This window comes from Mixta mediterraneensis (assembly GCF_030283135.1).
GTDB lineage: Bacteria > Pseudomonadota > Gammaproteobacteria > Enterobacterales > Enterobacteriaceae > Pantoea > Pantoea mediterraneensis.
This window is the reverse complement of record NZ_JASUAZ010000002.1, coordinates 233,908-256,665: the sequence shown is the minus strand read 5'-3', so window position 1 is coordinate 256,665 and position 22,758 is coordinate 233,908. Positions and strand designations below refer to the sequence as shown.

The window sequence follows — 22,758 nt, the reverse complement described above, 5'->3', positions numbered from 1 at the left end:
TTAGGTTTCCACATGGCGCAAGCGGCGCCACGAACGTTTACAAGCGCGGCTCAGACGATCGAGCCAGAGATAAATAACCGGCGTGGTAAACAGCGTCAGCAGTTGGCTAAGCGCCAGACCACCGGCGATAGCTATGCCGAGCGGGCTACGCAGATCGGCATCACCGCCGCTGCCGAGCGCCAGCGGTAGGGCGCCAAAAAAGGCCGCCAGCATGGTCATCATGATCGGACGGAAGCGCATCAGGCAGGCTTGAGTGATGGCCTGCTGGGGCGTCATGCCTAATCGACGCTCGGCATCGATAGCAAAGTCGATCATCATGATCGCATTCTTCTTCACGATACCGATCAGTAAGATGATGCCGATCAGCGCGATCACCGTGAGCTGCGTACCGGTAAGCAATAACAGTAACAATGCCCCCACGCCCGCCGACGGTAGGGTCGACAGAATGGTCAGCGGATGGATGTAGCTTTCGTACAGCACGCCGAGCACGATATACACCGCCGCCAGCGCCGCGATAATCAGCCACGGCATGGTCGCGGTTAGCTGTGCAAATGCCGCTGCCGTCCCGGCAAACCCAGTTTGGCCATTGCCTGTTTGATCAGCACCTGCGCCTGTTCCAGCGACACGCCATCGTTAAGGTTAAACGCTACGGTACTGGTCGCCGACTGGCCCTGATGCGCCACCGACAGCGGCGCGTTGCCACCCACAAAACGGGCAAAGGCGGAAACCGGAATGCGATCGCCATCGTCGTTAATCACATATAACTGCTTAAGAATATTTGGATCGCGGGTATAGCTGCTCTGTAGCGACATCACGACGTGATACTGATTCAGGGTGTGATATAGCGTGGCAATTTGTCGCTGGCTAAAAGCGTTATTCAGCATGGTGTCGAGCATTTGCACATCAACACCAAGCCGGGTAGCGCGATCGCGGTCGATATTGATGACCACTTCCTGCCCGCCGGTTTGCGAATCGGAATCTACGCTGTTGAGCTGCGGTATCGCTGCCAGCGCCGCCTGCACTTTCGGCGTCCATTCGCGCAACAGATCGAGATCGTCGGCCTGCAAGCTGTACTGGTAAGTCGCGTTGGCGCTGCGTCCGCCAATGTGCAGATCCTGCGCCGCCATCAGAAACATCTGGGCACCCGCAATATGGCTGGTTTTCATGCTCAGACGATTGGCGACTTCAGTGGCAGTGGCATTGCGCTGATCAAAATCCTTCAGACGCACAAAGAAGTTGGCGCTGTTGCGTGAACCAAACATACCGCTGCCCATTGACGACATCACACTTTCTACCGCCGGATCGGACTGAATTATTTTGGTGAACATCAACATTTTCGGCTTCATTGCCTGGAAGGAGATATTCTGATCGGCACGCAATGCTCCCATCAGCAGACCGGTATTCTGGTTAGGGAAGAAGCCTTTCTGCACTACCGAATAGAGAAACAGATTGAGCAGTACGGTCAGCACCAGGCTGAACATGGTGAGTTTCTGGTGGCACATTACCCAGCTCAGGCCACGCGAATAGGCCGCCAGCAGGCGATTGAGTTGATTCTCAATCGCCTGATACATAGGATGTGGGCGCTTGCTGACTTGAGGTTTTGGCTTGAGCAAACGCGAACAGAGCATCGGCGTCAGGCTTAATGAGACAAACATCGAGATCAGCAGTGACACGGTGAGCGTTACGGCAAATTCGCGGAACAGACGTCCCACGATACTGCCCATCAGCAAAATCGGAATGAACACCGCAATCAACGACATAGTCATCGACAGCACGGTGAAACTCACCTCCTGCGCGCCACGCAGGGAAGCCCGCAGCGGACTCAGCCCGGCTTCGATATGGCGCGTAATGTTTTCCAGCACCACAATCGCGTCATCAACCACAAAGCCGGTGGCGATAATCAGCGCCATCAACGACAGATTATCGAGGCTATAGCCGAGCAGATACATCACCGCACAGGTGCCAATCAGCGAAACCGGCAACGCCAGCGCTGGAATAATAACCGCCTGCAGATTGCGCAGAAAGACAAACACCACGGCAATGACCAGCAATACCGCTACCAGCAAGGTTTCTTCGGTGTCATACAGCGAGGCACGCACCCCTGGCGAGCGGTCCACCACTACTTTCAGCTGCGTGTCAGCTGGCAACTCTTTTTCCAGCTCCGGCAACTGCGCTTTAACCGCGTCGATGGTAACCAGCATGTTGGCTCCCGCCTGGCGCTTGATGCTCACCATTACCGATGGCGACGCGTTGAGGAACCCGGCCTGATACTGATCTTCTACCGAGTCGTAAACCGTGGCGACATCATGCAGCCGCACCGCTTTACCGTCTTTATAACTCACAATCAGATCGCGATAGCTTTTGGCTTTATCCAGCTGCCCGTTGCTGTCCACCACCCACGACTGGCTGCTGCCCTGCAACATGCCTTTCGGCAGATTAGTGGTGCTGTTAGCGACCGCGCTGCGTACCGTGTCGAGCGAGATACCGTATTGCGTCAGCTTCAGCGGTTGCAGATCAATGCGCACCGCCGGTAAGGCGCTGCCCATAAGCGATACTTCGCCCACGCCTTTCACCTGCCCCATCGCCTGCTCGATTTTACTTTCGGCCAGATCATAGAGCTCACCCGGCGTGCGGGTTGCCGACGTTAGCGCCAGCATCACTATTGGCGCATCGGACGGATTAGCTTTGCGATAAGTGGGCAATGACTCCATCGCGCTCGGCAGCAGGCTGCGGGAGGCGTTAATCGCCGCCTGCACGTCACGCGCCGCGCCATTAATGTCGCGACTGAGTTCAAACTGCAAAATAATGTTGCTGGAACCTTGCGAGCTGCTTGATGTCATTTCGGTAACGCCCGCGATCTGACCCAGCGATCGCTCCAGCGGCGTCGCCACCGTGGCCGCCATGGTTTCTGGGCTGGCCCCGGCCAGGCTGGCGCTGACCATGATGGTGGGAAAATCCACCTGCGGCAGCGGCGCAACCGGCAATAAGCGATAACCCAGCGCGCCAAGCAGCAAGATCGCCATGGTCAGCAGCAAAGTGGCGACCGGGCGAAAGATAAACAAGCGTGTCAGACTCATTGCCCGCCCCGCGTCTGCTGCTGGCGACGTTTCACCCATGCGTTGCCGCGCTGTGCGATACCATCAAACCACAGATAAATCACGGGTGTGGAGAACAGCGTCAGCATCTGGCTGACAATCAAACCGCCGACAATCACCAGGCCCAGCGGCTGACGCAGTTCCGCGCCTGAGCCGGAGGCCAGCATCAGCGGCAGCGCGCCAAGCAGGGCCGCCATCGTGGTCATCAGGATTGGACGGAAGCGCAATAAACAGGCCTGATGGATCGCATCACGCGGGCTGAGGCGCTGTTTATTCTCCGCTTCCAGCGCAAAGTCGATCATCATAATGGCGTTTTTCTTCACGATGCCGATCAGCAGAATGACACCAATCAACGCAATCAAACTGAATTCAGTGCCCGCCAGCATCAATGTCAATAACGCGCCGACCGCCGCCGACGGCAACGTGGAGAGAATCGTTACCGGATGAATAAAACTTTCATACAGAATACCCAGCACGACGTACATGGTGATCAGCGCCGCCAGTATCAACCACAGCGTGTTGCCAGTGGCGCTCTGGAATGCCGAAGTTTCGCCCTGATAACGCAACGTTATGCTCGACGGTAATTGCAGCTGCTCACGCACCTCAGCAATCGCTTTCTGGCCATCTTCCAGCGAATAGCCAGCGTTCAGATTGAATGAAATCATCACCGCCGGGAACTGGTTCAAACGCATATGCATGAGCGAACCGGTACGCTGATGAATAGTGGCGATAGACGTAAGTTTCACCATGCCGCTGGTACTGGCAGTCTCACTGCTGCTGGTTGCGTTGGTGCTGCCTGACGACGATGTGCTGTCCGTGGAAGAACCGCTTTCGTCATCCTGGCTGCTGGAGGGTTGCAGGTAGACGTCATCAAACGACGCCGGGCCTTGTTGATACGTCGGTGCGACTTCCAGCACCACGCGATACTGATTCGACTGCGTAAAAATAGTGGAAACCAGACGCTGACCAAAGGCGTTGTACAGCGCGGTATCCACGTCCGACGCGGTGATACCATAGCGCGCCGCTTTATCACGGTTCAGTTCGACATAAGCCACGCGGCCCTGGTCCTGCAAATTACTGACCACACCGTTAAATTCGGGGCGCTGTTGCAGGGCCGCCGTCAGTTTCGGTGACCATTGCACCAGGTTTTCGCTGTCGGCATCGTCCAGTGTGAACTGATACTGACTTGGCGTAACCTGGTCGTTGACGGTTAGATCCTGCGCCGGTTGCAGAAAAAGCTGAATGCCCGCTACCTGCGCTGCGGCCTGTTGTAGCTGTTTGATGACAACATCGGCTTTGTCATCACGCTCATCAAATGCCTTGAGGTTGATCTGAATACGTCCGCTGTTCAGGCTGGTGTTGTTGCCATCAATCCCGATAGTGGAGGACAAACTTTCCACCGCCGGGCTCTGCAAAATCACCTTTGCCAGCGCCTGCTGCCGTTTCGCCATCTCGTTAAATGACACATCCTGAGAGGCCACGGTCACGCCCTGAATCAGGCCGGTATCCTGGGTTGGGAAGAAACCTTTCGGCACCATCACATACAGCAGCGCGGTAAGCGCGAAGGTGGCAAGCGCCACCAGCAGCGTGAGCTTTTGATGATTCAATACTATTATCAGCAGGCGATCGTAACCACGCACCAGCTTGTCAAACACCTCACCGCCTTTGCGTGAAAAGCGCGATTGCTTCTCCGGCGGAATATGGCGCAACAGGTAAGCACACAGCATCGGCGTTAACGTCAACGACACCAGCATCGATACCAGAATCGATACCGCCAGCGTGATAGCAAATTCGCGGAACAAACGTCCGACGACATCGCCCATAAACAGCAGCGGGATCAGTACCGCAATCAGCGAAAAGGTTAACGAGATAATCGTGAAGCCAATCTGCTGCGAACCTTTTAGCGCGGCTTCCATCGGCGACTCGCCCTCTTCCAGCCGCCGCGAAATGTTCTCAACCACCACAATCGCATCATCGATCACAAAACCGGTGGCAATGGTAAGCGCCATCAATGACAGATTGTTCAGGCTGAAATCGGCGAGATACATCACGCCAAAGGTGCCAATCAGCGACAAGGGCACCGCGACGCTTGGGATCAGCGTCGCCGCCACGTTGCGCAGAAACAGGAACGTCACCATCACCACCAGCGCAATAGAAAGCATTAGCTCAAACTGCACGTCGCTGATCGAGGTGCGGATGGTTTGCGTGCGATCAGACAAAATCGTCATTTTCACCCCATCCGGCAGAGCGGCTTGCAGCGTGGGGAGCTGCGCCTTGATCCCATCGACGACCTGAATGACGTTAGCCCCCGGTTGACGCTGCACGCTGATGACAATCGCGGGACTGTTATTGGCCCACGCCGACTGAAAGCTGTTTTCCGGGCCTTGCTCAATGTGTGCAATATCTTTCAGACGCAACGCCGCGCCGTTTTGCCAGGTAAGAATCAGATTGCCGTATTCATCGGCGGTACGCAGCTGGTCATTGGCATCAATCGTGACCGAATGATATTGACCATCAAAGCCCCCTTTCGAACCGTTCACGTTGCTGTTACTGATTGACGTCTTCCAGCGTCAGGCCGTGCGCCGCCAGCGCTTTCGGGTCCATCTGCACGCGAATGGCGGGTTGATGCCCCCCGCCAGCGTCACCATGCCGACGCCAGAGATTTGCGCCAGCTTGAGTGCTACGCGGGTATTCACCAGATCCTGCACCTGCGTCAGCGGCAGGTTGTCTGAGCTGGCGGCTAAGGCGATCACCGCGCTGTCCGCCGGATTGACCTTTTTGTAGGTCGGCGGATTGGGCAGATCATTCGGCAACAGATTATTGGCAGCATTAATCGCCGCCTGCACTTCCTGCTCTGCCACATCCAGTGACAGATCCAGGCTGAACTTCAGGGTGATGATCGACGATCCACCGGAGCTGGTGGATGTCATCTGGCTCAGACCCGCCATTTGTCCGAGCTGACGTTCCAGCGGCGATGTCACCGACGACGCCATCACATCCGGGCTGGCGCCAGGATAGAGTGTGGTGACCTGAATAGTCGGATAGTCCACCTGCGGCAGCGCTGAGGTGGAAAGAAATTTATAAGCAAATATCCCGGCGATCAGCACGCCCACCATCAACAGGATGGTAGCGACCGGACGCTGAATAAACAGGCGTGACGGGTTCATTTGGCCTCGGCGGGGGTGGTTTGCGTTTCATTCGCCACCGACACTTTACTGCCGTTGGTCAGGCGATCGATGCCTTCCGTTACCAGGCGATCACCCGGCTCCACGCCTTTCAGTATCGCTTGCCGATCGTCACCAAATGCCGGACCGGCAGTCACCGCTTTACGCGTCACCGTGCTGTCTTTGTTGATAACAAACACAAAGCTACCGTCGCTGCTCAGCTGTAGGGCCTGCACCGGGATCACCGTTGCGCCTTTTAGCGTGTTGGTTTGCAAACGAAGATTGACGAACTGATTTGCGAACAGCGCTTCATCTTCATTTGGGAAGATCGCCTTTAGCTCAACCGTGCCGGTGGCAGTATCAATCTGATTACTGATGAATTTTACCTGGCCGCTGGCGATAGCGGTGGTATTGTCCTGATCAAAGGCGGTCGCAGGCAGGCTTTGCGCGTTATGCAGCGCGCTGACCAGCGTCGGGATGTTGCTCTGCGGCACGCTAAACGTTACCGCCGCAGGCTGCATCTGGGTGATGGTGACCAGGCCGGTACTGCTGGAGGTTTGTACCATATTGCCCGGATCGACCTGACGCAAACCAACGCGACCGCTGACCGGCGCGGTGATACGGGCATATTCGATGCTGAGTTTCGCACTGGCGATCTGCGCCTGATCGGCGGCAACCGCGCCACGGTATTGCCCGACAGTGGCAATCTGCGTATCCAGATCCTGACGCGACAGAGAGTCCTGCGCCGCCAGCTTGCGATAGCGCGCCAGCGTCAGATCTGCGCCAGTAACTGACCCGCCTCGACTTTTTGCCCTTCAGTGAAGTAAACCTTCTCCAGTTGCCCATCGACACGGCTGGTAACGGTAACGCTGGCATTGGGAATGACCGTGCCAAGCGCATTCAGATAAACCGGCACATCGGCGGTGCTGGCGACACCGCTGTGCACCAGGGTCGCGCCGCCTCCCATCATCATGCCGGGACCGCCACGTCCGCCCGGTGGCATCCTGCTTCCCGATCCTTTACCAAATGGCAATACTCGCCAGGCCACAGCGGCAATAATCAATACCACAATTAAAATAAGTAGCCATTTCAGCCAGCGGGAACGAGAGGAACGGGGCACGTTAGTAATCATCGAACTCTTCAGGTAAACAAGGAATAAGGAAACCCCCTGCAAACCAAGGGATTATTTCAAGGCGCAACCCTAAATAATTTGAGCTGCTTCAAGGCCGCAAGCGAACAAATCCCGGATCAGGTCGCTAACAATATGATCCGGGTGAGTAAACGCAGCCAACAAAGCGGCAAGGTGAAGTATGACGGGCGCACCCCTTACGGCGCGTATTATCGGCTAAACCTTACGCGATTTTCCATCGACAAACCGTAAAGGTTTCGTTAAGAAAATCAGGACTTCCAGCCGCCTCCCAGCGCCTCATACAACGTAATTTTTTGATTGAGCTGGCCCAGATGTGCAGCGATCAAAGCCTGCCGGGCAGCATAAAGCGAACGTTGTGCCACCAGTACATTGAGATAGTTATCAACACCCTGCTTATAGCGTAATTCAGAATAGTCGTAATCGCGCTGGTTTGCCGCTACCTCTTTTTGTCGTGCCGTTAACTGGTTTTGCCAGGTGTCCTGTCCCGCTAATGCATCGTTGACATCTTTAAACGCGGTCTGAATTGCCTTTTCATAGTTGGCGATCTCAATGCGTTTTTCGAGTTTGGCGATGTCGAGATTAGCCTGATTCACGCCGCCATCAAAAATCGGCAGATTAATTGACGGCACAAACGACCAGGCCGCCGTACCGCCTTCCAGCAAATGGCCGAGCGAGCTACTGGTTGAACCGCCTGATGCCGTTAACGTGATGCTCGGGAAGAAGGCCGCCCGTGCCGCACCAATATTGGCATTCGCTGCTTTTAGCGTGTGCTCCGCCGCGATAATGTCCGGGCGACGCGTCAGCAGGTCCGATGGCAATCCGGCAGGCGTTTGCGGAAATTGCCAGTGGCTGTTAAGTGTGGCGTTTTTTAGCAGCGTAGCAGGCAAGTCGGTGCCAGCCAGCAGCCGCAACGCATCAACATCCTGCCGTACCTGGCGGGTGTAACTCGCCACATCGGCTTCGGCGCTACGTACTGTGCTCTCCGCTTCAGCCAGATCCTGATCGCTGCTGACGCCGCCGTTGTAGCTGATTTTGGTGAGATCGTATGACTTCTGCTGACTCTGCGCGGTTTGCCCGGCGAGGTGGAGCAAATCATTATCGGAGCAGAGCGTCAGCCACGCCGACGCCACCTGCGAAATCAGCGAGATACGCGTGGCGCGTTCGGTAGCAGCGGTTGACAGGTAAGTTTCCTGCGCCTGATCGCGCAAGCTACGCAAACGTCCCCAAAAATCCAGCTCCCAGGATGTCACGCCTAATCCGGCATTCAGTTCGTGATACGTCACCGCGCCTGTCGATTGCGTGTTGTACAAGTTAGCTGGCTCATGGGCCGAGGTCTGGCTGGCTGTGGCATTAATTGATGGCAACAACGCAGCGCGATCGATTTGCACCGAAGCGCGCGCCTGCTCAACGTTCAACGCTGCCACGCGCAAGTCGCGGTTGTTTTTTAACGACAGATCGATCAGGTTGCGCATCGTGGCATCGTTAAAGAAGTTCTGCCACGGCAGATCGGCCACATTACCGACCGGCGTGTTTTGATCGTAATGTGCCTTAACCGGCATTGTTGGACGATGGTAGTTGGGCTGTAACGTACAGCCAGTTAAGCCAAGGGCAGTAGCCAGTGGCAGCAGCGCCCAGCGGGATGCTTTAGTTATCATTGTGAACAACCTCTGGCTTTTTCTTACGCGAGAAGAATTGCGAAACCACTACGTAGAACATCGGGACAAAGAAGATGGCGAGGAAGGTCGCGGTGAGCATGCCACCCGCTACCGCCGTACCAATCGAGTGCTGGCTACCCGCACCGGCGCCGTTAGAGATCGTGAGCGGCAGTACGCCAAGAATAAATGCCATTGACGTCATGATGATAGGTCGGATACGCAAGCGCGACGCCTCAATCGCCGCTTCCACCAGCGATTTACCCTCACGCTCGTGCAGCTCTTTAGCGAACTCGACAATCAATATGGCGTTCTTTGCCGCCAGGCCGACGGTGGTTAACAGCCCTACCTGGAAGAACACATCATTCTGCAGGCCGCGCAGCAGCACTGCGCTGATGGTGCCTAATACGCCCAGCGGCACGACTAACAAGACTGAAAAGGGAATTGACCAGCTCTCGTACAGCGCAGCCAGACACAGGAACACCACCAGCACCGAGATGGCATACAGCTGAGTAGTTTGCGAGCCGGATGCCTGTTCTTCATAAGAGATGCCGTACCACTGCACGCGGAAGCCTTTCGGCATCTTTGTGCCGATCTCCTCTACCGCTTTCATCGCTTCGCCGCTGCTGTAACCGGCGGCTGGCGAGCCGAGGATTTCCTCCGCCGTCATGCCGTTAAAGCGCTCGTAGTGTGGCGATCCGCTGACCCATTTACCGCTGGCGAACGCAGAAAATGGCACCATAGTTCCGCTGCTGTTGCGGAAATACCATTTATTAAGATCGTCCGGCGTGACGCGCGAATCGGCTTTGCCCATCAGGTAAACTTCTTTGACGCGGCCGTTATACATGAACTGATCAATGTAGCTGGAACCCCACGCCACTGACAGGGTGTTGTTCACATCGGCCATGCTCAGACCAAGGGCGCTGGCGCGCTCATCATTGATCTCTAACTGATATTGCGGCTCATCTTCCATACCGTTAAGGCGCACGGCGCTGAGGCGGGGATCTTTGTTCGCCAGCTCAAGAAATTTGTGGGTGGCATCCATCATTTCCTGGTGCGTATGACCGGCGGTGTCCTGCAGATAGAAGTCGAAACCGGTGGCGTTGCCCAGCTCCATTACCGCTGGCGGCACCATCGCAAAGATTTTGGCATCTTTATAATGGGCAAAATGCGCCATGATGTTCGCCGCCAGGCTTTTTACGCTCTGGCTGGATTCGGTACGCTCACTCCAGTCCTTCAGGCGCACAAACGCCATGGCGCTGTTTTGTCCGCGCCCGGCGAAGTTAAAGCCGTTGGCGGCAAAGACAGTGGTCACCACTGATGCCTGCTTGTCGTGCAGATAATCATTGAGATCGTTAATGACTTTCTGGGTGCGCTGTGACGACGCATTCACCGGTAGCGTGATCTGCACCATCATCAATCCCTGATCTTCATCTGGCAGGAACGTGGTGGGGACACGCGTGAACAGATAACCGGTTACGCCAACAATGACCAGATACACCACCAGAAACAGACCGCGACGCGAAATCACTTTGCTGACGCCGTGAGTGTAGTGCAGCGTGCCGCTGTCAAATTTGCGGTTGAACCAGCCAGCCAGGCCCGTCGTTTTGTGCTCAGCAGAAGAGGGTTTCAGCAGCGTGGCGCATAGCGCGGGCGTGAAAATCAGCGCCATCAGCACCGATAAAGCCATCGCCGAGACAATGGTGATGGAGAACTGGCGATAAATCACGCCGGTTGAGCCTGAGAAAAACGCCATTGGCAGCAACACCGCCGACAGCACTAACGCAATACCAAACAGCGCGCCTTGTATCTGCTGCATTGATTTGATGGTGGCGGTTTTTGGATCAAGCTGCTCTTCATGCATCACGCGCTCGACGTTTTCCACCACCACAATGGCATCGTCCACCAGCAAACCTATCGCCAGCACCATGCCGAACATCGTCAGCGTGTTAATGCTGTAACCAAAGGCAGAAAGAATGCCAAACGTGCCCAGCAAGACCACCGGCACGACCAGCGTGGTGATGAACGTGGCACGCAGATTTTGCAGGAAGATCAGCATCACAACAAAGACCAGCACAATCGCTTCAAGCAGGGTTTTCACCACTTCTTCAATGGATGCGCTGACCACCGGCGAGGTGTCGTAGGGGTATTGCACTTCAACATTATCCGGTAGTGAATCTTTCAACGCCGATACCGTGGCGCGCACGGCTTTGGCGGTATCCAGCTCGTTGGCACCGGTTGCCAGACGTAAGGCGATACCGGCTGAAGGCTTGCCATCCATCGTGGAGTCGATGGTATAGCTTTGCGGCCCTAATGCCACGCTGCCGACATCTTTCAGGCGGATCTGCGAACCATCACTGTTAACCTTCAACAGCACGTTTTCAAACTGCTTCACCGTAGTGAAGCGTGATTTCCCCAGAATAGTGGCATTGGTTTTCGCATCGTGAATGGTCGGCAAACCGCCGAGGGAACCGGAAGAAACCTGCACGTTCTGGTTATCTATTACGGTGCTGACGTTACCTGGCATCAGGTTATATTTGTATAGCCTGGCCGGATCGAGCCAGATACGCATCGCATATTCCGATCCCAGCACCATAAAATCGCCTACACCTTTGGTGCGCGAAATAGGGTCCTCCAGTTTAGATACCAGCATGTCGGCAAGATCGCCGTTGCTCAGCTTGCCGTCTTTCGAAATCAGGCTGATAACCATCATGAAGTTTTTTTGGTACTTACGGATGCGGATCCCCTGCTGCGTTACGTCAGTTGGCAACTGCGATTCCGCCAAAGAAACGCGGTCCTGTACCTGCACCTGGGCGATGTCCGGATTGATACCCTGATTAAAGGTGGCGATGATTTGCGCACTACCATCGCTGGCGCTGCTTGATTCCAGATAGCGTAAACCATCCAGGCCGTTCAGCTGTTGCTCAATGACCTGCACAACCGTGTTCTGCGTGGTTTCCGCGCTGGCGCCCGGATAGGTGACAGAAATGGAGACCGCTGGCGGCGAGATGTTGGGATATTGATTAACCGGTAGATTCAGGATGGCAATCGTGCCCACCAGCATGACGATAATCGCCACAACCCAGGCGAATATCGGACGTTCAATAAAGAACTTAGACATAGCGTCTCCTTATTGGGCCGACGGATCGGTCATCGTCAGGCTGACGCTGTCAGCGGAAGGCGTATCGTTCACATTGGCTGCCACGGTTTTCACTTTGCTGCCGCTGTGTACGCTTTGCAGACCATTCACCACCACTTTTTCGCCGTTGTGCAGGCCGCTGGTAATCAGCCATTTTTCATTAATCATTTCGCCGGTAGTCACACTGCGCTGCTCAACGCTGCTGTCGGCTTTCACCACGTAAACGTAGGGCTGACCTTTGGTGTCATGCATAATCGCTTCCTGTGGCACTAAAATGCCTTGCTGCTGTATTCCCTGCGGGAAGCTGGCGTGGACATACATTCCCGGCAGCAATTCGTTTTGCGGATTCGGGAACACCGCACGCAACACCACGCTGCCGGTCGCTTCATCAACATTCACTTCCGAAAACGCCAGTTGGCCCTGCTGGCTGTAAGTGCTGCCATCTTCCAGTTGCAGTTTTACTGCTGCCATGTTGTCGCCTACTTTTTTCAGCTTGCCCTCGGCCAGCGCTCTACGCAGACGTAGCAGGTCAGTGGAAGATTCACTAACGTCAACGTAGACAGGATTAAGCTGCTGGATAGTAGCGAGGTAATCGGTTTGACCACTGGTGACTAACGCACCTTCGGTGACCAGTGAACGGCTGATATGTCCGGAGATGGGGGCTTTGACCAGCGTGTAATTAAGGTTGACCCTGGCGGTTTCCACATCAGCTTTGGCTTCGCGCTCGGCCGCAAGGGCATCGTCATAGGTTTGCTGACTAATGGCATGGGCAGCGGCCAGTGGCTGATAACGCTTTACCACCATCGCATCATTTTGCCAGGTTGCCTGCGCTTTATCGTAGGCGGCTTTATAGGTAGCAGGATCGATTTGATATAGAGGCTGGCCCGCTTTAACTTCGCCCCCTTCGGTAAACAGTAACTTCTGGATCACCCCACTCACCTGCGGGCGAACTTCAGCCGTTTTCACCGCAGTGGTACGGCCCGGTAATTGAGTAAGCAGCGTCACCGGCTCGCTTTTGAGCGTGACGATGCCGACTTCTGGCGTGGATGAAGTGGCAGTTTGCGTCGTCCCCTGATCACAAGCTGTCAGTAATAACACCACGCTGACAGAAAGAGCTTTCATGCGCATAGTTTTTCTCAGCAAGAAGAATAAAAGTAACGAGAGTGATTACTCTCAAAGGTGACCATTGTAGAGAGGGATAGCGAGGTAAGCTGTTAAGGAAGCGTAAAATATATTTTCGAATCGAAAATCCTAAACTTTCTGTGCGCACCTTTCGCACGTAATGTTTAGTTAGCCTTTGGTTTCGATAGCGCGACGGGGTGATGCGCGTCGCATCAGCTTTTTCTGCCAGCAGCCGAACCTGCTGTTTTTGTCGTCAGGGCGATGGCGTTAATGCACATATCGCTGCGGGTAGACAAAGGCTAGCGATCTGCTTTCCCCGCACGGCTTTTTGTCTTTAGGACAGGTAAAAAAAACCCACGCATCTACGTGGGTTGGTGCAATAACAGGTTAAATACCCTTCTTTGGGTATCACTGCCGGAGCAGCTTCGCTTTCACACCTATCTATACCTCTGGGACTTTTATCCTCGCACCCTTATGGGCTGGGCAACAGGCAAAAAAAGAAAATGATTACGCTGAAATGAAACGAGGTGTGAAAAACTTTCACGCCTCGCTTACATTGTGATTTTATTAAGATTTAACGGGAGGTTTACTATAGATGGCATCAGGCGCGACGTTCATATGTTTAAGCACCGGCCCCATGATATTACCGAATACCGGGGCAGCTACCGATCCGCCAAAGTGATCGCCTGCGGTGGGATGGTTAATCATGACTACCAGCGCAACTTCAGGATGGCTGGCGGGCGCGAGGCCTGCAGTGTAGTTGACATAGCCGCCATCATATTTGCCGCTGCTTCCCATTTTTTCTGCCGTCCCGGTTTTGGTCGCGAGTCGATAGCCCGGCACCGCCGCTTTCACACCGGTCCCGCCCGGTAATACGTCGCTCTCCAGCATATGCACCACTTCTTTTACCGTTTCCGGATTAGCGACCTGCTTGCCGAGTACTGGCGGCGTGACCTTCGTGATCGACAGCGGACGATAGATGCCGTAGGAGCCGAGCGTGGCATATTCACGGGCGATTTGCAGCGGCGTGACGCGCAAGCCATAACCAAAAGCAAACGTGGCGCGTTCAATATCGGCCCAGCGCGTGCGGTGTAGCGGGAAATACCCGACGCTTTCACCTGTCAGTCCCAGACCGGTAGGTTTACCGAGGCCAAAAGCGTGATAGGTATTCACCAGCGCTTCAGCAGGCATCGCCAGAGCGATATGCGAAACGCCAATATCGCTCGATTTCTGCAAAATGCCGGTCATGGTCAGGCGCGGCCAGTGTCCGACGTCGCGGATCAGGTGGCCGTTAACGCGATAGGGCGTCGTGTCGATAACCGAATCCGGGCGAACCAGATGGCGTTCTAATCCTTCCATCACTACCAGCGGTTTTACGGTGGAACCCGGTTCGTAGCTGTCGTTAATCGCCGAGTTGCGCATTTGCGCCGGTGTTGCTCCGTCGTAGTTGTTCGGGTTAAACGACGGATATGATGCCATTGCCAGGATTTCGCCGGTATCGATTTTCACTAATACCGCAGCGCCTGAATCAGCCTTATTCAGTAGCACTCCATCACGGAGTTTGCTGTAAAGCGTGTACTGATCGAATTTATCAATGCTGAGCTGCACGGTTGGCGGCTGTGTTGGCGGCTGGTAATTGATCATAGAGATGATATTACCCATCGCGTCCTGACGATAAACTTCTTTGCCCGGCACGCCCTGCAACACTTTATCGAAGCCCTTTTCCAGTCCGTTCAGGCCAATATTATCAGCGCCGACAATGCCAATCAGCGGCGCTGAGGCTTCACTCATCGGATAGAAACGACTGTCGTCATACACTTCGCTGATGCCTTTCAAACGCAGCTCTTTAATATCTTTGGCGATGCCCAGCTCGATTTTGCGTCCCAGATAAAGGAAGCGACGTTTAGGATTGGCGGTGATCTGTGCCGCAATCTGCTCCGGGCGGGTATTCAACGCTGCAGCAAGATAAGCCCATTTGGCGCTGGTGAAATCCGGGTTACTCTCCAGTACACGCAGCGGATCGGCGATAACATCGCGCGACGGCACGCTGAGCGCCAGCGCTTCGCCGTTGCGATCCAGCAAGGTGCCGCGGCTAGTTGGCAGCGTCACGGTACGCAGCGAACGCTGATCGGCTTCGTGTTCAAGCATCGGCTGATTCAGGAATTGCAAATCGGCAACGCGTATCAGTAGCACTACCATACAGGCCAGCACGCCCAGGCAGATCAATCGAAATCGAAAGGGGTTAAACGGCGCTTTGATCTGGTCTTTTCCCAGTAGTTTTTTAATCCGGGGCATGGCATTCCGCTGCACTGAAAAATAAAAAAAGAGGCTGAAGTCAGCAGTTATAAAGAAAGCGCTGGCGGGATAACAGGAAAACTGTGTATCAGTTCGTTAGCAGACGACAAATTTTGCGCAAAAAAAACCTGCGCATCAGCGCAGGTTGGTGTAATCAAGAAAATCTATTGATGTTCACCCATCAATACCTCTGGGACATTGACTGTAGCAAGCTGGCTTGATCGGCTGCCATCACTCAAACGCAACAGTTACTCGCAAAATGTAACCAGCCATGAGATCCCTACGCTATTTTGCAAAAGAGATGTTTTTTGATTTCTACCAGGCAGCTCATGGCATTCGGCCCCTGCGTCAGCGACGAAGTGCCAATGTCCAGGGTCAGCACGTTTGGGTTCCCCGCGCGATCCCAGGGCTGCCAGTTGCCACCAAAACCGGGATCAAACCAGGCGCCGGTAGAAACGATCACCACCCCTGGCGTTAAACCAGCGGTTAAGCGCACGCCAGCCAGCATGGTGCCTCGCGTATTGCTTACTTCAATTTCATCGCCATCCACGATGTCACGGGCTGCGGCATCTTGCGGATGCATATACAGCGTTTCGTGTCCGGCTGTTTTATTTTTCTGCACGGTTTCTGTGGCATCAAGCTGGCTGTGCAGCCGATCAGACGGCTGGACTGAGATCATATGCAGCGGGTAATCACGGCTTAACGGTGCGCCCAGCCACTCCTGCGGCTCACGCCATTCTGGATGACCGGCAAAGTCCTCCAGCTGATAATCGGCGATGGTCTGGCTAAACAGTTCAATCTTGCCGCTAGCAGTCTGGATAGGATGCGCAATCGGATCGGCGCGGAAGTTGTCCATAAATACGTAAGGCTTACCGCCTTCCGGTATTTCAACGAAGCCACGCTGCCAAAACGCGTCAAACTCAGGAAAGTGGATGCCTTTGTGTGCATGCGCCACCGCACATTGCTGATACAGGTGCGCGATCCACTGCATTTCATTGCGTCCTTCGGTGAAGGTCTCGCGATAGCCGAGACGCTCAGCGAGATCAGCAAAAATATCGAAATCATTACGCGCCTGATGCTGCGGTTTCACCGCCTGATGCATCGCCAGCACAAAGCGATCGCGCGATGAGCCGCCAATGTCATTGCGCTCCAGGGTCGTGGTGGCGGGCAAAACAATGTCCGCCATCTGCGCGGCGGGTGTCCAGACAATATCCTGCACCACCACCGTATCCGGTTTCTGCCAGCCTTCCACCAGACGATTCAACTGCTGATGATGGTGGAACGGATTACCGCCTGCCCAGTGAATTAAATGGATGTCAGGATAGTGCAGCGTTTCGCCCTGGAAGGGATACGGCTGACCAGGATGTAGCAGCATATCGCTGATGCGCGCCACGGGAATCGACAGGCCTGCGGGATTAGGGCCGGTACTCATCATCGGTGCAGGACCTTCCTGACGCGGGTTACCGACACTGTTCATTGAGCCGTGACCGAACGAGAAACCGCCCCCCGGCAGGCCCGGCTGTCCCAGCATTGCAGCGAGCGCAATCATCATCCAGTACGGCTGCTCGCCGCGATGAGCGCGCTGCACCGCATAAGAACAGGTAATGAAGCTGCGTTTGCCGATAAGCTGCTGTGCCAGCTGTACGATGCGATCTGCCGGAATACCGGTGATGCGACTGGCCCAGCCAGCAGTTTTTGCCACGCCATCGTTTTCGCCCAGTAGATAGGCACGCAGCTGCGGCCAGCCGGTACAGTGGCTGGCAAGGAAAGCTTCATCTGTTCCACCGCGCTGATTGATTTCATAGCCGAGCGCCATCATCAGGGCAACGTCGGTATTCGGGCGAATCGGGAACCAGTCGGCGTTGACAAAGGCCGGGCAATCATCACGCATTGGACTGATGTTAATGACCGGCGTACCTTTGGCTGCAAGCTGCTCCAGCGCGGGCTTCAGGCTGTGCTGACCCGCGCCACCCGATGCCACCTGTGCGTTTTTCAGCGCCAGGCCGCCAAAAGCGACAAAAATCTCCGCGTGTTTCACCACTTCCGGCCAGTCGGTCACGCGACCGGTTAATGGCATATACGTGCCAATCACATAAGGCAGAAAGAATTGTGCCGCTCCCCAGCTGTAGTTGCCTTGCTGATCGACGCCACCCCCACCGTTGAAGTAAAAACGACGGATCAACGTGCGCGCATGGTTAACACGGCCCGCTGAGGACCAACCATAGGAGCCGTTGAAAATGCCCGATGCGCCATAGCGCTCACGGATGCGCCGGTTTTCATCTGCCACCAAATCCAGTGCGGTATCCCAGTCCACCGCGACAAAATCCTCCCGGCCGCGCAGCGTGCGATCGCTGTTTTCGCGGGATTTAAGCCATGAGCGACGCACCATCGGCTGACGGATACGCTTATCGGAATAGACCAGCTCGGGAAGGGTATTGAGCATCGGCGAAGGATCGCTATCGGCAAAGAAAGGTTCACAGCCAATGAGCCGATCATTTTCAGTCACTGCGGTAAAGGCGCCCCAGTGCGCCAGATGCGGCACTCTCGTTTTCATTTTTGTCTTTCACTGCAGATATGGAGGGAAAACAGCATAACATGCAATCCGCCCCCCTCGTAAGCTGACGCAGAGGGCCTGATTTTGCTCTCTTTTGCGACAGCGCTGACATTCTGTCGGCTTGATGTGTCCATCCTTTTCCGTAACACTGATGTGATGTGTAAACGTTTTCCCCGCAAGCAGGTAAACGCATGTCAACCATAAAGGATGTTGCCAGACTGGCGGGTGTTTCTGTCGCCACGGTTTCTCGCGTTATTAATCATTCTCCTAAAGCGAGCGAAAGCTCGCGCCTGGCTGTTAGCCAGGCGATGGAACAGCTTCAGTATCATCCAAACGCCAATGCGCGCGCCCTGGCGCAGCAATCCACGGAAACGTTGGGTTTGGTGGTGGGCGATGTTTCCGATCCATTTTTCGGTGCGATGGTGAAAGCGGTTGATGAAGTAGCAGGACAAACCGGCAACTTTTTGCTGATTGGTAACGGTTACCATAATGAGCAAAAAGAGCGACAGGCTATTGAACAACTGATGCGCCATCGTTGCGCGGCCCTGGTGGTGCACGCCAAGAAAATTTCTGATGCCGAACTGGAAGTACTGATGAAGCAAGTGCCGGGCATGGTGCTGCTGAACCGACTGCTGAAGGGCTTCGAAAAACGTTGTATCGCCCTTGACGATCGTTATGGCGCCTGGCTGGCCACGCGCCATCTGATCCAGTCTGGTCATCAAAATATTGCCTTCGTCTGTTCTACCCACACGATTTCTGATGCTGAAGATCGCCTGCAGGGTTATTACGATGCGCTCAAAGAGCATGGTTTACCCTGTAACGATCGTCTGGTGACATGGGGCGAACCGGACGAAGTGGGTGGTGAACAGGCAATGACCGAACTGTTAGGGCGCGGCAAAAATTTCACTGCTGTCGCCTGCTATAACGATTCGATGGCCGCAGGTGCGCTGGCGGTGCTGAGCGATAATGGTGTACGCGTGCCGGAAGAGATGTCGCTGATCGGTTTCGATGATGTGCTGGTATCACGCTATGTACGTCCGCGCCTCACTACCGTACGTTATCCGATTGTGACCATGGCGCAGCAGGCGGCCGAACTGGCGCTGGCATTAGCTAATAATCAGTCGCTGCCAGAAGTGACCAATATGTTTAACCCAACGCTGGTCCGTCGCCACTCGGTCAGCGGCCCTGCCTGAAGAGATTACGGACGGCTTTTTCTGCTGCTCTTCGCTTCCTTGTTTCAGGTCAAACCGGATACAACTATTTCGCGGCAATAACTACATGTTGTGCGTAAACTTTCTGGGAATCCCCACATATGGATTTCTGGAGTAAGTATGGCAACGGTGGTAATCAAACGCGACGGTTGTCGCACAGGTTTTGATGTGCAACGTATTCGCGCGGCCGTCGCAGCAGCGGCACGGGCAGCAAACGTTGACGATACAGGCTGGTGCGCAGCGGCGGCCGATAAGGTCAGTGCACGGCTGGCTGAAAAACATGAAGTCGATATTCGCGATATTCAGGATGCGGTAGAAGAAACGCTGATGTCCGGCCCTTACCCGCAGCTGGCGCGAGTGTATATTGAATATCGCCACGACCGCGACGTTGCGCGGGAACAGCGTGGCAGTCTGCATCACGCTATCCACGGCTTAGTCGATCAAACCAACGCGGCGTTGCTCCATGAGAATGCCAATAAAGACAGCAAAGTGATCCCAACCCAGCGTGATTTGCTGGCAGGGATCGTCGCTAAACACTATGCGCAACAGCAGATCCTGCCACGCGACATTGTGCTGGCGCATCAGCGCGGCGAAATCCACTATCACGATCTCGACTACTCTCCCTTCTTTCCAATGTTTAACTGCATGCTGATCGATTTAAAAGGTATGTTGAATAACGGCTTCAGGATGGGAAATGCCGACATTGCACCGCCGAAATCCATCGCTACCGCCACTGCCGTTACCGCGCAAATTATTGCTCAGGTTGCCAGCCATATTTACGGCGGCACCACCATCAATCGCATCGATGAAGTACTCGCGCCGTTTGTTGCGTTGAGCCTGGAAAAACACCGCGCGGTGGCGCTTGCGTGGCAGATAGCGGATGCAGAAGCCTATGCGCGAGAGCGCACCGAAAAAGAGTGCTATGACGCTTTCCAGTCACTGGAATATGAGGTGAATACGCTGCATACCGCCAATGGTCAGACGCCTTTTGTGACCTTTGGCTTCGGCCTGGGCACCGACTGGGCAGCGCGTCTGATCCAGCAATCGATCCTGCGTAATCGCCTGGCCGGATTGGGTAAAAATCACAAAACGGCGGTATTCCCCAAGCTGGTTTTTGCCATTCGGGAAGGCGTGAATCGTCGTCCCGGTGACAGTAATTATGACATAAAGCAACTGGCTCTCGAATGTGCCAGCAAGCGTATGTATCCCGATATTCTTAATTATGATCAGGTAGTTAGCGCAACTGGTTCGTTTAAGACCCCGATGGGCTGCCGCAGCTTTCTTGGCGTGTATGAGGAGAACGGCCAACAGATCCACGAAGGACGTAACAACATTGGCGTGATTAGCCTGAATTTACCGCGCATCGCGCTGGAAGCCAGCGGTGACGAAGCGCGTTTCTGGAAATTACTGGATACGCGTCTGGCTCTGGCAAAACGCGCATTGATGACACGCGTGGCACGCCTGGAAAAAACTAAAGCGCGCGTTGCACCGATCCTCTATATGGAAGGGGCGTGCGGCATACGCCTGAATGCAGAGGATGAGGTTGGGCCAATTTTTCGCAATGGCCGCGCTTCGCTGTCGCTGGGTTTTATTGGCCTGCATGAAACGCTGAACGCGCTGAGTGGTAATGCGCGGCATCCTTATGATGATGCCGCTCTGCGTGCTAAAGGCATCGCAATCATCAGGCATATGCGATTGGCCGTCGATGCATGGAAAGCAGAAACGGGTTACGGTTTCAGCCTGTACAGCACGCCCAGCGAAAATCTATGCGATCGCTTCTGCCGCCTGGATACCGCTGAGTTTGGGACGATCGCTGGCGTGACCGATAAAGGTTATTACACCAATAGTTTTCATCTGGACGTTGAGAAAAAAGTGAACCCTTACGACAAAATTGACTTCGAGGCGCCTTATCCGCCGCTGGCGAATGGCGGTTTCATTTGCTATGGCGAATACCCTAATGTGCAACACAATCTGAAAGCGCTGGAAGATGTCTGGGATTACAGCTACAACCGCGTGCCCTATTACGGCACCAATACACCCATCGATGAATGTTATGAGTGCGGCTTCAGCGGCGAGTTTAGCTGTACCAGCCGCGGATTTACCTGCCCCAACTGTGGCAATCACGATTCGGCGCGTGTTTCAGTGACGCGACGCGTCTGCGGTTATCTGGGTAGCCCGGATGCTCGTCCGTTCAATGCCGGTAAGCAGCAGGAAGTACAGCGCCGGATCAAACATATGGAAAGCGGGTCGCTGGGATGATGCATATTCATCGCTATTATGATGTCGATATTGTGAATGGCCCCGGCACGCGCTGCACGCTGTTTGTCGCCGGGTGCGAACATCAATGTCGCGGCTGCTACAACCAAAGCACCTGGCGGCTCGATTCCGGTCAGCCATTTACCTTAGCAATGGAAGAGCAGTTGCTGAGGGATTTGCAGGATACGCGCATTCCGCGTCAGGGTTTGTCGCTCAGCGGCGGCGATCCACTGCATCCTCATAATGTGCCGCACATTCGCCGCCTGGTAAAACGCGTGCGCCAGGCGTGCCGCGGCAAAGATATTTGGGTATGGACCGGTTATAAGATGGCGGAGCTGAATGCGGCCCAGCGCGAGGTACTGAGCAACATTGATGTGCTGATTGATGGTCGCTTTATTGAGGCAGAGAAAGATGCCACGCTGCAATGGCGCGGTAGCCGCAACCAGCACATTTGGTATTTACGCTGAATGGCGCGGAATGTCAGCGGATTCAATAACTTTCACGCGTTCACCGCCCGGTAAAAAAGCCTGATGATACAGACACTGCGCCACGTCGTGCGCATGCACAGAACGCCAGTTGCCCGGTAGCAGGCCGAACAGCGGCGCCAGCAGGTTTTCGCCACCGCGTTTGGCCTGTCGTTCACCCAGTAATAACGAAGGCCGTACCAGCGTCAGACGTGGCCAGCCTTGATGGCGCAGCGCATTTTCCATTTCACCTTTTACCCGATTATAAAAAAACGGCGAATGACAATTGGCGCCGTGAGCGCTTACTACCAGCATCTGCTTCGCTCCCAAACGTAAACCGCTTAATCCGCTGTCTACGACCAGGGTGTAATCGACCTGCACAAAGGCTTCTTTACTGCCCGCCTGTTTTCGGGTGGTGCCCAGACAGCAAAACACCGTGTCTAGCGAGGTTTCCAGCGGGCCTAACAAGTCAGTTAAATCTGCTTCAACCGGATTCACCACTTTACGCATCTCTGGCAATGCACGGCGCGTGGGCGCAATGATTTCGTCGATCCGTGAATCGTCAATCAGCAATCGCAGCAGATGTGACCCGACTAGCCCAGTTGCACCGGTCAGTAGTATGCGATTCATCGTATCTCCTTAGATTCGCAACATCA

9 protein-coding genes and 3 pseudogenes are annotated in these 22,758 nt (G+C 54.8%); 3 read left to right on the top strand and 9 right to left on the bottom strand.

All coding sequences use genetic code 11. The annotated features are described in order from the left end of the window. The 8 genes and pseudogenes from QRY16_RS02940 to QRY16_RS02905 form a co-directional block, all read right to left on the bottom strand. Positions 1 to 3,077 (bottom strand): annotated as a pseudogene (locus QRY16_RS02940) (efflux RND transporter permease subunit). Further along, positions 3,074 to 6,211, bottom strand: a pseudogene (locus QRY16_RS02935) (efflux RND transporter permease subunit). The pseudogenes QRY16_RS02940 and QRY16_RS02935 overlap by 4 nt, the downstream one beginning before the upstream one ends. A gap of 47 nt (positions 6,212 to 6,258) precedes the next feature. Beyond that, positions 6,259 to 7,391, bottom strand: a pseudogene (locus QRY16_RS02930) (efflux RND transporter periplasmic adaptor subunit). Between the two features lie 266 nt (positions 7,392 to 7,657). After that, positions 7,658 to 9,064 carry an efflux transporter outer membrane subunit gene (locus QRY16_RS02925; protein WP_289775575.1) on the bottom strand — a complete coding sequence of 469 codons (1,407 nt, stop codon included), beginning with the start codon at positions 9,062 to 9,064 and terminating at the stop codon, positions 7,658 to 7,660. Further along, positions 9,054 to 12,182 (bottom strand): efflux RND transporter permease subunit, encoded by a 3,129-nt coding sequence (locus QRY16_RS02920; RefSeq protein WP_289775574.1) that lies wholly within the window; start codon positions 12,180 to 12,182, stop codon positions 9,054 to 9,056. Before QRY16_RS02920 ends, QRY16_RS02925 begins: the two co-directional genes overlap by 11 nt. Positions 12,183 to 12,191: 9 nt before the next feature. Beyond that, complete coding sequence (locus QRY16_RS02915) at positions 12,192 to 13,328, bottom strand: efflux RND transporter periplasmic adaptor subunit (RefSeq protein ID WP_289775573.1); 1,137 nt, start codon at positions 13,326 to 13,328, stop codon at positions 12,192 to 12,194. 561 nt (positions 13,329 to 13,889) lie between these two features. Beyond that, positions 13,890 to 15,617, bottom strand: a complete 1,728-nt coding sequence (locus tag QRY16_RS02910) for a penicillin-binding transpeptidase domain-containing protein (RefSeq protein WP_193405162.1) — start codon at positions 15,615 to 15,617, stop codon at positions 13,890 to 13,892. A gap of 280 nt (positions 15,618 to 15,897) precedes the next feature. Next, entirely contained in the window at positions 15,898 to 18,171 is a 2,274-nt protein-coding gene (locus QRY16_RS02905) for a molybdopterin guanine dinucleotide-containing S/N-oxide reductase (protein ID WP_193405163.1), read from the bottom strand. 191 nt (positions 18,172 to 18,362) lie between these two features. On the opposite strand from QRY16_RS02905, the gene galR reads away from it, so the two are divergent. The 3 genes from galR to nrdG all read left to right on the top strand — a co-directional run bounded on the left by galR (position 18,363) and on the right by nrdG (position 22,105). Beyond that, positions 18,363 to 19,364: an HTH-type transcriptional regulator GalR gene (gene galR, locus QRY16_RS02900; protein ID WP_289775572.1), complete on the top strand. Its 1,002-nt coding sequence runs from the start codon at positions 18,363 to 18,365 to the stop codon at positions 19,362 to 19,364. A 138-nt stretch (positions 19,365 to 19,502) separates the two neighbouring features. After that, positions 19,503 to 21,641: an anaerobic ribonucleoside-triphosphate reductase gene (gene nrdD / locus QRY16_RS02895; RefSeq protein ID WP_289775571.1), complete on the top strand. Its 2,139-nt coding sequence runs from the start codon at positions 19,503 to 19,505 to the stop codon at positions 21,639 to 21,641. Continuing rightward, positions 21,638 to 22,105, top strand: coding sequence for an anaerobic ribonucleoside-triphosphate reductase-activating protein (nrdG, locus tag QRY16_RS02890; protein WP_193405166.1), 468 nt, complete (start codon positions 21,638 to 21,640; stop codon positions 22,103 to 22,105). Before nrdD ends, nrdG begins: the two co-directional genes overlap by 4 nt. On the opposite strand, the gene QRY16_RS02885 is transcribed toward nrdG, so the two are convergent. Beyond that, positions 22,097 to 22,732: an NAD-dependent epimerase/dehydratase family protein gene (locus QRY16_RS02885; protein ID WP_289775570.1), complete on the bottom strand. Its 636-nt coding sequence runs from the start codon at positions 22,730 to 22,732 to the stop codon at positions 22,097 to 22,099. The genes nrdG and QRY16_RS02885 overlap by 9 nt on opposite strands. Positions 22,733 to 22,758: the final 26 nt, after the last annotated feature.

Excerpts from the sequence above, each read along its gene's own strand:
- QRY16_RS02925 (WP_289775575.1), bottom strand. The coding sequence starts at position 9,064 with ATGATAACTAAAGCATCCCGCTGGGCGCTGCTGCCACTGGCTACTGCC.
- QRY16_RS02920 (WP_289775574.1), bottom strand. The coding sequence starts at position 12,182 with ATGTCTAAGTTCTTTATTGAACGTCCGATATTCGCCTGGGTTGTGGCG.
- QRY16_RS02915 (WP_289775573.1), bottom strand. The coding sequence starts at position 13,328 with ATGCGCATGAAAGCTCTTTCTGTCAGCGTGGTGTTATTACTGACAGCT.
- QRY16_RS02910 (WP_193405162.1), bottom strand. The coding sequence starts at position 15,617 with ATGCCCCGGATTAAAAAACTACTGGGAAAAGACCAGATCAAAGCGCCG.
- QRY16_RS02905 (WP_193405163.1), bottom strand. The coding sequence starts at position 18,171 with ATGAAAACGAGAGTGCCGCATCTGGCGCACTGGGGCGCCTTTACCGCA.
- galR (WP_289775572.1), top strand. The coding sequence starts at position 18,363 with ATGTCAACCATAAAGGATGTTGCCAGACTGGCGGGTGTTTCTGTCGCC.
- nrdD (WP_289775571.1), top strand. The coding sequence starts at position 19,503 with ATGGCAACGGTGGTAATCAAACGCGACGGTTGTCGCACAGGTTTTGAT.
- nrdG (WP_193405166.1), top strand. The coding sequence starts at position 21,638 with ATGATGCATATTCATCGCTATTATGATGTCGATATTGTGAATGGCCCC.
- QRY16_RS02885 (WP_289775570.1), bottom strand. The coding sequence starts at position 22,732 with ATGAATCGCATACTACTGACCGGTGCAACTGGGCTAGTCGGGTCACAT.